Raw genomic sequence first — 11,970 nt, forward strand, 5'->3', positions numbered from 1 at the left:
CTATCCAATTTGCCGCTTCTCTTGTTCAGCCCAGATGATGTGCTCAGCCGTCTTAACTTCTTGGAAACATTCACCAGCCCATTCCATCACATAGCTACCAGGGTTACCATTGCGCACCTTAAGCAAATCCACCCGCCAGCGTGGAAAGCCCAGACCTGGCATACCTGCCTCATTTTCCGTAGGCATGGGGCTGATCTTCCACCTTGCAGTAGCTACAGTGCTTGTTGCCTTACTGGCATCTTTCCTGAGGATAAAACCAGTTACACCGCTTTCCTCCACCGCAAGCTGCAGCCTCCTCGATTCAATTAAACTTATATTATTCAGTTCCGCCACTACCGCAGCAAGTCCATCGCACTTTAAAGCTTCTTCGGTAATCCACAGTACATCCTTTTCAGATTTTACATCCATGAAAATCATGCGATCGGGCGCTACATTGAAAGTACCCAAAGATGCCGGGAATAAGCGGCGTGATGTGCTTACCCAAACACAAGCACCACCTTGCGCCATTAATACCGACAATAAACCGGCAATGAAGCCATTACTTGCAGCAGCATGCTCAGGCAACACTGTAATAAATTCATGGATTGCTCTTTTAGGAAATACACCACCAGGAAAGACATTTTCTATTCCTCCAAGACCAATGCGCTCGGCCTTCCCTAAAGCCGGTGGCTTGATGCCTTGCCAGAGGAGGATGTCCTGCTGCAGTTTGATTAAAATTTCCTTTTTAGTATCCATGATTGAACGATTCATATACTATTATTTTTAGCATAATAAAAACCAATAACAAACTTAAAGCTAAATTTGTTAGCAAATAATGTAATGTGGAAAATTATGCCTTTTTTGTGGATAAGCAGAAAGGCAATGAGATATTGTATTAGAACTGATATTGAGTCTAAGGTCTGTAAACTATTTCAACAGCACAGGAGCACATTACAACGCAGACCAAATAAAAGCGACTTCAGCTAGTCAGGTCTCAATTACTTTTTCGGAAAAAAGTTCTCAAAATGTGATTCAGTTGAAAATATTTTTTATATTGAAAAAACCGATTATGAACTTGTATGGCCTCAGCGCAACATGTTTGGCTCTTCGATTTCATAGGTATTTTACGCAAAATAAACAACCAAGAGTTATGTGAGGAATCTATTGATCAGATTGGAATTAGTTATTAATAGCATTTCACAAAAAAAGCTGCCTAAAAGGACAGCTCTAATTGATCTCAATAACAAGTTTCTATTTTGCTAAAACCATTGCATTTTGTTCTGCTTCCATAATCGCTTCAGAAGCATATGATTCTGATTTAAGACTGGCAAAGTTGGCTAATTTTACGTTTTTCATGTTGCTAGCAATCATTGTACTTTGACTGGCAGTACCATTTAATTTTAATACCGCATCATCCTTAACGATGGTATATAAACTGCCTGCTGTAGTTTTAATCCTTGCTGTAGCACTCTGGCTCAAGAATAACTGCAGGTATTTTACATCAAAATTATTGCTGGTGACCACAACTGATTGACCATAAGCTTCAATTCTTTCCAAATCTTTTACGGTAATATTAAGTGTTACCTGACTTGTTTCCAATGAATTGATAAATAAGGTTTTTCCATCAGTTGATACTGAGGTTTTTGCAGCGTCATAGTTGTTCATACCCTCTACATTTTGCTTGTCACCTTGGGTTAAGACGATTTTCACATTCCCGCTCACCCAGATCCTGTTGAATTTTGATAATAAGGAAGTTTTTGTTTCTGCTTTAACTGGCTCAGCGGCAAAAGTTGCCATTGCTGATGAAGTTAATACTACTGCTGTTAATGCTGCTGCGAATATTGTTTTTGCTAAAGTTTTCATATCGTTTATATTTTAGGTTTTTGCTATTGTTTGTTATTAAGACGCAGCTGTCCATCAAACGTTTCAGGCAAAAATCCCGTAATATACCAGCGTAGGGAACCACTAGACCAACGCCTGTAATTTCTAGACGAACAGTTGCGAATTCTATAGCCAGATTTGCATAAATTTATCTATTGTGGCAATACGTATGTTTTTTGAATAAGTCCTATATCTAATGATTTGATGGCTACCATATCATCGGCGGATAGTTCGAAGTCAAATAGGTTAAAATTTCCTTAATCTTTTATTTACTGATTTTTGAATAGCACTGACCTCTCTTTGAATGAACCATCGCAAGACTACTTGGGCAATGCCCTTAATATATTTACCTGACAGTTCTTTTAAAAGTTCATGGATAAAAAGAGCGACTCGAACACAAATTGTGCATAAAAACAGATTTATCAATGGCGCTTCCATGACGAACTCAAACTGGAAATATAGAGATGTAAAATTTTTCAACTTGAATATGTGCTTATATTTAGATGCATGTAGAAAGATAGTAGAAGCAAAAGCTCTTTCAATTTGATTTTTTTAGAGCTGATTATTGAATGAAATTTCGTCAAAAATCATGCAAATACTTTAATAATCCATATATTTTTAACCAAAAGGATTTGTTATGCCAAAATTAGAGGAATTAAAGAGTCATCTTAAAAAAGGGGTGATATACAAAAGGGATGAACTGCAAAAGTGGTCAAAATCAATAGACAGGCATCTTTCGGAACTTACAGGTGAGGGGACTTTGAAAAGAGTTGGCCCTGGGCTATATCACTTTCCGAAGAAAAATGCATTTGGTTTTGAGCCACCGGCGGATGATATGCTCATCAAGAAATTCTTGGACAATACCAACTTTCTGATTACTTCTTTCAATTATTTTAATGCGTTGGGCCTGGGGACGACACAGTTGTATAACAAACAGATTGTTTACAACCACCTGCGCAGCGGAGATATTAAATTGGGTAACAAATTGTTCACCTTTAAAAAAAAGTCTTCTTTTCCAACCAAGCCTACCAAGGAATTTTTGGTGATTGACCTAATCAATAATTTGGAATCACTTGCTGAGGATCAGCCCAAAGTACTTGAAAAGGCATTGGAAACAGCAAGGAGTTTGGATCAGCAGTCTTTAGGAGATGCTGCTGAAAAATATGGAAACCCAAAAACAAGAAAGTTATTAGCTACGAACTAAGTAATTACCTAAGTTATATGAGCAGCAAGTTTCTTCACCAGCGAAAGGATTTTAAAAGCCTGATTAGTACATTGTCAGCTGAGACTAGTATACTTGATGCGTTGATAGAAAAGGACTATTGGATCATGCACGTACTTTATGGCATGAAAAACCTGGGACTCGGTTTTGAGCTTAAGGGGGGGACCTCTCTATCGAAGGGCTTTAAGATCATTGACCGCTTCTCAGAAGACATTGACTTGCATATCATCCCGCCACGGGCATTTTTTGACCAGACGGGCATTCAGGTAAATGAAAATCCGAAATCAACTGGTAAGAATACCGTAGAAAATAGGATGAAGTTCTTTGATTGGCTGTCGGACAATATTGTTATAGACGGTATTCAGCCAGAGCGCGACATCGAAATCGATGACGAAAAGGGAAGGAACGGTGGTATTCGGTTGAAATACAATGGCTATTTTGGTTCTGTGCCAGGAATTAAGGATGGCATATTGCTTGAGGTCAGATTTGCAAAGGTTACCCCTAACCAAAATGTTGATATTAGTTCATGGATGTACGATAGAGCATTGGAAGCTGGTCTTGATGTGCTTGACAATAGGGCTTTAAATATCGCGTGCTACCATCCCGGCTATACATTAGTGGAAAAGCTCCAGACAATCGTAACCAAGTTCCGTGGAGAACAAACTGTGGGTCGTGGTGGGCCAAAGGTCAATTTTATGCGGCAATATTATGATGTCTATAAGCTTTTACAGAGAGATGATATCCAGCAGTTTATTTCAACAAGAGAATATCAGGACCATAAATCGCACTGGTTCCCGGAGGTCGATCTTGATACTCCATTAGTGGAAAAGCAGGCTTTCCTTTTAACTGACGAGAAAATAAGGGAAGATTTTAGGAACCGATATAGCGGAACATCAGGACTTTATTACTTAGGGCAGCCTGATTTCGATGAAATACTAACGCTTATTCAAGCGAACCTATTAAAATTATAGTTATAACTTTTTTTGAAATAAAAGGCTAAAATCTCTTAGTTAATTGTGCCACCATTTGTTCGGAATAATCATATAACATTTAATTAAAAATCATTTCATATCAGATATTACATTCTACATGATCCCTTTGAAGCCTGTGTAGGATGCTCCTAATCACATCAGTAGTATCAATGCAAGAAAAGTCGGTTGGAAAAAATATCTTTTCGCGCTTACCCCTAATCACCTTGTTAACTACCTGATTGTATGACAATTAACTCACGTTAAAATGAATTATTTTGTCACAAATTCATGAAATATTTGTGACACTTTATAATATTTTTTTTGCCCAATAAACAAAAATAAAATGATGTAAAGCGATAACCCATAGCTCATCAATGACGGGCAAAATGTCCCCTAGCAAGGTTACACTATAAATTATATTTTAATGATTTTGCCAAACTAAGATGAATAAGGAATCTAAATAACATTGCTTCAATCTTCAAACCCTATAACTGCTACATAGTTAACAATCTATCTAAAAAGCTTCATAACTTTCACACCATCATCCTCTTTATTCCCTTCCAGAAGTTTCTCCTTTAATGCAGACATCTCTGTACCAGTTTAAAAAAACATAAAAAGTAATACTATTAGTATCATAATTATTTATTTTTTAAACCCTTGTGTAAAATTATCTCACTAGCGTCGATACAATACTGGCAATATCCGAGTACCTTATTACATAGTATGCGATGATATAAAATGAATAGAATTAACAGATATATTTAAGATTTAATAATTCTAGCTTGCTTCTTTCTGTCAAAGAAATATGTAATTTTTTAAAACAAGATGATATAAATCAAATTCCGAAAGCACACCCGCGTATATACCCAAATAATTTTGGACATCGTGTGCTATCAAAGAAGAAATACTAAAATTAAATGGATAATATTATACTCAATAATCACGGAAATGAGCATAATATTATCCACTTACAGCTATTTCATCTTTACCTAAAGAGCTTCATAACTTTCATATCGCCAGTATCCTCTTCTTCCTTATTCCGTTCCAGAAGTTTCTCCTGTAATGCAGACATCTCAGTACTAACTTTCGTATCGATCACCTTCGCATAGTGCTGCGTTGTTTTCAAGCTATTATGCCCGAGCATCTGGGATACGGTCTCAATCGGAACACCATTTGAAAGCGTAATAGTGGTTGCAAAAGTGTGCCTGGCAAGATGATACGTAAGCACCTTAGTGATGGTACAAAGATCGGCGATTTCTTTCAGGTAACCATTCATGCGTTGATTAGTGAGCACTGGCAATGCCACTTTTCTCCATCGGCATATCCTGTGATTCTTATACCTGTCAAGAATTACTTTTGCCTCATCCAACAAGGGGATGTGACAAGGTGTTTCCGTTTTCTGCCGTTTGATGAATATCCATAAATTACCGTCATCACCTTTTGTAATCTGATCCAGGCGAAGCTGCTTCACATCAATATAAGAAAGACCGGTGTAACAACTGAAAATAAAAATGTCACGAACGATGTTTAAGCGCTCAAGTGGAAATTCTCTGTTTTTAATTCTATCCAACTCTTCCATATTTAGAAAAGTCCTTGCCTTAGCTTTAGCAGTATTGCGATAATTTAAAAATGGATTACCAACAATCCACCCGGCACCCAGGCAATACAGCATGATTTTTTTCAGGTGAACAATATATTTCCGGGCAGACATTGCATTATTTCCCCGGTCAATTCTGAGGAATAGCTCATAATCAGTGATAAATTTAAAATCCACCTTTTTGATATTAATGTCCTGAACCTCATATTTGAGCTGAAGAAATTGTTTAACGTGCCTAATGGAACTTTGATAGGTTTGAAACGTGCTATAACTGTATCCTTTACCAATCAGTTTTTCCATATTTTCATTGTGCTTCTGATAAACTCTCAGCAGGCTATGGTTAGACGTATTCTTTCCGGTAAGATGATCCCTCAAGACTACCGCTGTCACCTCATCTTCCTTTTCCACAAGAGAGGTATGAAACCTTCGAACTTTTGAGGCGAGCGTGTCCAGATAATCATTAAGTTCCCGGATCTCCTCACGCAGGCCAGTGCCTTTTCCTTTTAGCGCAGACCAGAAGCTGGGAATAATTTCCCTGCTTCCGAATGTTTTCCTTTCACAGTAATCCGTAAATAGATAGGCATCATTTCGCCCTTGATAAAATTTTTTGGTCTTTTCAGATAGAACAAAAGATGAAAATTGTAACTCATAATGATACATTTAAAATTAAACAAATGTACATTTGAGCCAGTGAGTCATCAAGATGTTCGTCAGTCGAACGAGCTGTAAATCAATGTCTTACAAAATAATCCAGCGCCCGAACATTTCGGAATAATTCTGGTTTTGATATTTCAAACAATTTACTGACTTACATTACTTTACAAAAAGTAGTAAATTTTCGACTCACTAAAATTAACCATTCAGAATGGTCAAAAACGGGACTTAATGTGTTATGAAAACCAAAACAAAGTCTTGAAAATCAACGATTTGCACGACAATGTTCTGGTTTGAATCCGAGGAAGTGGTCCCGACGAGAATCGAACTCATATCTAAAGTTTAGGAAACTTCTATTCTATCCGTTGAACTACGGGACCAGGGTAATTTTTAGATTTGCAGAGTTACGATTTTAGATTTACAAATGCAAAACCTAAAATCGCAATTATTAATGCGCTTATCTGATTACACTGCCTGCTTCAAATTTTTCGGCAGGCGCTACAAAAGTAAGTTTTCCTTCTGAATTTTCAGCCATTAAAATCATTCCCTGTGATAAAATTCCTTTAATTTCACGAGGGGCTAAGTTTACCAATAAACTCACCTGCTGCCCTATAATTTCTTCAGGCTTATAATATTCTGCTATGCCAGATACAACTGTGCGCTCATCTAAACCCGTATTTACAGTAAGCTTTAATAGCTTTTTAGTTTTTTCGACCTTTTCTGCCGCAGTAATGGTTGCTACACGAATATCAAGAGCAGAAAAATCATCAAAATTAATATTCTCTTTAGCCGGGGTAACTACAGCATTATTGGCTGTATTAGTCGATTTACTTTGCTTGAGTTTTGCAATTTGAAAATCGATCTCAGCATCCTCAATCTTTTCAAACAACAATACAGCTTCGCCGATATCGTGCCCACGTTTAATTAAATTCACAGCCCCTGCATCCGCCCACTCATTTCCACCATTTTTTAGCATATTCATCAGTTTCTCTGCTGTAAAAGGTAAAAAAGGCTCAATCAATACCTGAATGTTAGCCGCAATTTGAAGGGAAAGGTGTAAAATGGTACGTACCCGATCTTCATCTGTTTTGATGAGTTTCCATGGCTCCGTTTCAGCCAGGTATTTGTTTCCTAAACGGGCAACATTCATCACTTCTGATAAAGCCTCTCTAAAGCGATAATTTTCTATCGAAGCAGAAATCTTTGCCGGATAGCTTGCCAATTCATCAATTACAGCCTGATCCACCGGTGTAATTTCCATACAGGTAGGCACACTTCCATTGAAATACTTATGGGTAAGTACCATTACCCGGTTAATAAAATTGCCTAGTATGGCAACCAGTTCATTGTTATTTCTCGCCTGGAAATCTTTCCAGGTAAAGTCATTGTCTTTGGTTTCAGGAGCAGTTGCCGTAAGCACATAACGTAAAACATCTTGTTTGCCTTCAAACTCTCGCAGATATTCATTTAACCAAACTGCCCAGTTTTTTGAAGTGGAAATCTTCTGCCCTTCAAGGTTTAAAAACTCATTCGCCGGAACATTATCTGCCAAAGTATAATCACCATGTGCCATTAACATAGCCGGAAAAATAATGCAATGGAAAACAATATTATCTTTACCTATAAAGTGAACCAACTTCGTTTCATCACTTTTCCAATACTCTTCCCATCCACATTTATCACTATCATAATTGTTGATATAATATTCTTCAGCCTTTGGATTCCAAACATCTAATTTGGCATAATTACATAATTCTTTAGTGGCAGAGATATAACCAATTGGCGCGTCAAACCAAACATACAATACTTTTCCTTCAGCATCCCGAAGAGGTACACGAACTCCCCAATCTAAATCTCGAGTCATAGCACGTGGCTGTAAACCAGCATTTAACCAGCTTTGACATTGACCATATACATTTGGGCGCCATTCTTTATGACTTTCAATATAATTTCTCAACCTTTCTTCGTATTGATCTAGCGGGAGAAACCAGTTTTTAGTCTCTTTTAAAATGGGTTGATCGCCAGAAAGTGTAGATTTTGGATTAATCAGGTCTGTTGCATTTAATGTGGAGCCACAGTTCTCACATTGATCACCATAGGCATTTTCGTTACCACACTTCGGACATGTGCCGGTAATATAGCGATCGGCCAAAAACTGTTTGGCTGAAGGATCATAATACTGTTCGGTAACTTCTTCTGTAAATACGCCCTTATCATATAAGGTTTTGAAAAATTCTGATGCAGTTTGATGATGGGTATGAGATGACGTACGGTGGTAAATATCAAAAGAAACACCAAATTCTTTAAAAGAATCTCCAATAATTTTATGGTATTTATCTACTACCTCTTGTGGCGTGATACCTTCTCTCTTGGCTTTTAAAGTGATTGGCACACCATTTTCATCAGATCCACAAATAAACTTGACATCGCGTTTATTCGATCTCAGGTAACGGGCATAAATATCAGCAGGGATATAAACACCTGCAAGGTGCCCAATATGAACTGGTCCGTTGGTATATGGAAGTGCCGCAGTTACGGTATATCTTTTTATTTTACTATTATCCAAAACAATTTTTATTAATTTGGCAAAGATAAGTGTTTTGAAGATGATTAAACAGCCCCCATATTTAAAAAAAGGAGATAAGATTGCCTTAGTTTGTCCGGCGAAGAAATTACCGAAGCCCATTGATGAGGCTATAGCGATTTTAAGCAGCTGGGGATTAGAGGTTATTATAGGTGAAAGTGTTTATGCCAGCCATCATCAATTTGCCGGAACGGATGAATTAAGGACTAAAGATATTCAGCAGTTTCTTGATGATCCATCTATTAAAGCGATTATTGCAGGCAGGGGAGGCTATGGAACCATTCGGATCATTGATGAACTGGATTTTACTCAATTTAACTTAAATCCTAAATGGATTATCGGATTTAGCGACATTACCGTTTTACTTTCACACATCATTTCTCAAAGCGAAGTACAATGCATCCATGGCCAAATGCCCTATACATTTGAAGAGAGTGCCTCCGAGGCTCTTGATTCCCTAAAAAATGCCTTATTTGGCGAGCAACAGGTTTATCAATACGAAAGTGAATTTCCGAACCGATCTGGAGAAGCCACAGGGTTATTGATTGGTGGAAATTTAACACTACTCGCCATGTTGCAGGGATCTGTATCAGAAATGGATTTTAATGATAAAATTCTTTTTCTAGAGGATGTAGGCGAACATGAATACAGTATCGACAGAATGTTACGAATGCTTAAAAGAGCTGGCAAACTCGCCCATTTAAAAGGCTTGATTATCGGGGCATTTAATGAAATAGAAGTCGAGAAAATTCCTTTCGGACAAACCGTAGAGGAAGTGATCTGGGATATTATAAGGGAATATGATTACCCGGTTTGCTTTAATTTTCCTACCGGACATATTGATCATAACCTCACCATGGTTTTGGGGGCTAAGGTACTTTTGAAAGTAGAAACAAATAACGTTCAATTTAAATATTTATAACATGGCAATTTTTGATAGTTTAGGTAAATACCGGAACACTGGTTTATTAATCATGCGTATAGGCATTGGCATCATGTTTATTGTTCATGGCTTTCCAAAGCTGGCTGGTGGTCTTGGTGGCTGGGCAGAGTTAGGTGGGAGTATGAAAGTAGTGGGCATAAACTTTTTACCCGTATTTTGGGGCTTTATGGCCGCTGTGACTGAAACCTTCGGAGGCTTTTTATTAATAGTAGGACTATTTTTCCGTCCTGCATGTATAGCCCTGGTTTTTACCATGATTATTGCAGCCCTGGTTCACTTTGGCAAAGGCGATGGATTAGGTGGTGCCAGCCATGCCATAGAGTTAGGCATTGTATTTTTTAGCTTAATTTTTATTGGGCCTGGTAAGTATAGCGTGGATAAGAAATAATTAAAATTTCCAAAATGACAAAAGCCAGCAAACGCTGGCTTTTGTCATTTTAAAGATTATTAATCAACTAAGTCGAAAATACAGACTGTATCTGTTCATTGAATTATAATCAGTTATTAATAACCTGGATTTTGTTGTCCGGCTAAAACAGGGTTTGCCTGAGTTTCTACGGTTGGTATTGGCCAGATAAATCTAAAACTTGTTGCGGCACCTGCATATGGAATTGCTGCAACAGATCTTACTCCTGTATACCCTGCTGCTGCATTATATGCAGAGAAAGCTATTGTAGAGCTTGTTTTTGCAGGAATACCATTAGGGCCGTATAGGTTTTCTTTTGCTAGGCGGTGGATATCCATCCATCGTTTACCTTCACCTAAAAACTCAATTCTTCTTTCATTGATAATACCTTGAATTAATGCAGCAGCAGTTGCAAAACTGGCAGCAGTATATCTATCTGCAGCTAATACTGATCTATTTCTAACGGCGTTTAATAAAGCTAAAGCCTGAGTAGTATTTCCTGTTCTGGCATAGGCTTCAGAAACGTTTAATAAAACTTCTGCATATCTAATTATCGGATTTGCATCAGTCCAGGTTGCCGGATCTTTGTATTTTGCACTGAAATAATACTTGGCAGCAACTCCCGTAGCAGCATCAGTTGTTGCCAACAGTGTTCTGCGTGTATCTGTTGCTTTCCAAGATGGATCATTCCAGATGATAGGAGATATTACAGCCAGCGCTCTCCCTGGTGCTTTTGAATACATCGTGCTTAACGAACCATTGGTGCCTGCATTACGGATTGTTGAATTTTCAATTGAAAAAATTGATTCAGTATTTCCATAATTTGCACCAACACTAGCAAATGGACCATCAGGGGTAGCTGTTAACGCATACCCACCAAGCGCAGTTGGCGCGGTGAAAGTAGTGCCAGCAGCCGATGTACCTAACTTTGTGCCCTCAGTAATTACACCAGCATAATCGCCCATATGCAACTTAACACGAGTTTTTAAAGCAATAGCTGCACCTTTCGTGGCTCTTGTAATTCTAAGAGATGCTGATGATTGCGCAGCTAAATTTGTTTCAGCAAAATCAAGATCTGAGAGAATTAAATCATACCCTTGCTTAACTGTACTGCGTCCCTCATTTTTGTATTGATCTACCAACTCTGGTGTATTAATACCAACAGTTCTAAGCACAACACCTTGATGTGTTGCACCAGTAGTTTCATTATATGGACGAGCAAATTGAATTAATAACTCATGATAGCTTAACGCCCTTAAAAAACGACACTCTGCTTCACCTGCTGTTGCCACATCAGTTGAAATGGTACCAGCAGCAGCAGCTTCTTTTAATTTAGTTATCACGATATTAGCTCTGTTAATAGTTGCATATAAACTTGTCCATAGTGCAGTATTATTAGCTGTAGTAGCATCGTAGCTATTTTCATAAGTTACTAAAAAGAATGATGGTATAGCCATCATGTCTTCGCCTCTCATATCACCCTGAATCGTATTTGCCGCCCCAAAAGGATATCCACGATTGGAGTTATCCGTATATGGACTAGATTGAGCGGCACTATATACACCAGTAATGGCTAAAGCTGCACGCTGAGGATTTGAGTATGCGTCATCTTCAGCAAAAGTATTATCAGGTACAATTTCAGTATATTTTTTGCAAGATCCTGCAAATAACATTAAGCCTAATAAGGGTAATACCCAGGCCTTTTTATTTATGAAATATTTTTTCATTATTAG

General features: G+C 37.8%; 9 protein-coding genes and 1 tRNA gene. 4 read left to right on the forward strand and 6 right to left on the reverse strand.

The window, feature by feature from the left end; all coding sequences use genetic code 11:
* Both AN34_RS01095 and AN34_RS01100 read right to left on the reverse strand, forming a co-directional pair.
* The gene (locus tag AN34_RS01095; RefSeq protein ID WP_197285466.1) at window positions 1–750 is read right to left on the reverse strand and encodes an ImuA family protein; all 750 of its coding nucleotides are present in this window, start codon (window positions 748–750) and stop codon (window positions 1–3) included.
* 480 nt (window positions 751–1,230) lie between these two features.
* Complete coding sequence (locus tag AN34_RS01100) at window positions 1,231–1,842, reverse strand: GIN domain-containing protein (protein ID WP_029281406.1); 612 nt, start codon at window positions 1,840–1,842, stop codon at window positions 1,231–1,233.
* 655 nt (window positions 1,843–2,497) lie between these two features.
* On the opposite strand from AN34_RS01100, the gene AN34_RS01110 reads away from it, so the two are divergent.
* Window positions 2,498–3,064: a DUF6088 family protein gene (locus AN34_RS01110; protein ID WP_029281414.1), complete on the forward strand. Its 567-nt coding sequence runs from the start codon at window positions 2,498–2,500 to the stop codon at window positions 3,062–3,064.
* A gap of 17 nt (window positions 3,065–3,081) precedes the next feature.
* The gene (locus tag AN34_RS01115; protein ID WP_029281416.1) at window positions 3,082–4,053 is read left to right on the forward strand and encodes a nucleotidyl transferase AbiEii/AbiGii toxin family protein; all 972 of its coding nucleotides are present in this window, start codon (window positions 3,082–3,084) and stop codon (window positions 4,051–4,053) included.
* A gap of 985 nt (window positions 4,054–5,038) precedes the next feature.
* Here the strand turns inward: AN34_RS01115 and AN34_RS01120 are convergent.
* The 3 genes from AN34_RS01120 to metG form a co-directional block, all read right to left on the reverse strand.
* Window positions 5,039–6,310 (reverse strand): site-specific integrase, encoded by a 1,272-nt coding sequence (locus AN34_RS01120; protein WP_231625465.1) that lies wholly within the window; start codon window positions 6,308–6,310, stop codon window positions 5,039–5,041.
* Between the two features lie 302 nt (window positions 6,311–6,612).
* Window positions 6,613–6,684 (reverse strand) — tRNA-Arg (locus AN34_RS01125).
* A 77-nt stretch (window positions 6,685–6,761) separates the two neighbouring features.
* Complete coding sequence (gene metG, locus AN34_RS01130; RefSeq protein ID WP_029281418.1) at window positions 6,762–8,870, reverse strand: methionine--tRNA ligase; 2,109 nt, start codon at window positions 8,868–8,870, stop codon at window positions 6,762–6,764.
* A 40-nt stretch (window positions 8,871–8,910) separates the two neighbouring features.
* Here metG and AN34_RS01135 point away from each other — a divergent pair, with 40 nt between their 5' ends.
* Both AN34_RS01135 and AN34_RS01140 read left to right on the forward strand, forming a co-directional pair.
* Window positions 8,911–9,810 carry an LD-carboxypeptidase gene (locus tag AN34_RS01135; protein WP_029281420.1) on the forward strand — a complete coding sequence of 300 codons (900 nt, stop codon included), beginning with the start codon at window positions 8,911–8,913 and terminating at the stop codon, window positions 9,808–9,810.
* Window position 9,811: 1 nt separating this feature from the next.
* Window positions 9,812–10,219: a DoxX family protein gene (locus AN34_RS01140; RefSeq protein ID WP_029281422.1), complete on the forward strand. Its 408-nt coding sequence runs from the start codon at window positions 9,812–9,814 to the stop codon at window positions 10,217–10,219.
* Between the two features lie 116 nt (window positions 10,220–10,335).
* Here the strand turns inward: AN34_RS01140 and AN34_RS01145 are convergent, their stop codons facing one another.
* The gene (locus AN34_RS01145) at window positions 10,336–11,964 is read right to left on the reverse strand and encodes a RagB/SusD family nutrient uptake outer membrane protein (RefSeq protein ID WP_197285467.1); all 1,629 of its coding nucleotides are present in this window, start codon (window positions 11,962–11,964) and stop codon (window positions 10,336–10,338) included.
* Window positions 11,965–11,970: the final 6 nt, after the last annotated feature.

Origin of the sequence: Pedobacter sp. R20-19, from assembly GCF_000708265.2 — a bacterium.
GTDB lineage: Bacteria > Bacteroidota > Bacteroidia > Sphingobacteriales > Sphingobacteriaceae > Pedobacter.

Coding starts and splice junctions, on each gene's coding strand:
- AN34_RS01095 (WP_197285466.1), bottom strand. CDS start 750: ATGAATCGTTCAATCATGGATACTAAAAAGGAAATTTTAATCAAACTG.
- AN34_RS01100 (WP_029281406.1), bottom strand. CDS start 1,842: ATGAAAACTTTAGCAAAAACAATATTCGCAGCAGCATTAACAGCAGTA.
- AN34_RS01110 (WP_029281414.1), top strand. CDS start 2,498: ATGCCAAAATTAGAGGAATTAAAGAGTCATCTTAAAAAAGGGGTGATA.
- AN34_RS01115 (WP_029281416.1), top strand. CDS start 3,082: ATGAGCAGCAAGTTTCTTCACCAGCGAAAGGATTTTAAAAGCCTGATT.
- AN34_RS01120 (WP_231625465.1), bottom strand. CDS start 6,310: ATGTATCATTATGAGTTACAATTTTCATCTTTTGTTCTATCTGAAAAG.
- AN34_RS01135 (WP_029281420.1), top strand. CDS start 8,911: ATGATTAAACAGCCCCCATATTTAAAAAAAGGAGATAAGATTGCCTTA.
- AN34_RS01140 (WP_029281422.1), top strand. CDS start 9,812: ATGGCAATTTTTGATAGTTTAGGTAAATACCGGAACACTGGTTTATTA.
- AN34_RS01145 (WP_197285467.1), bottom strand. CDS start 11,964: ATGAAAAAATATTTCATAAATAAAAAGGCCTGGGTATTACCCTTATTA.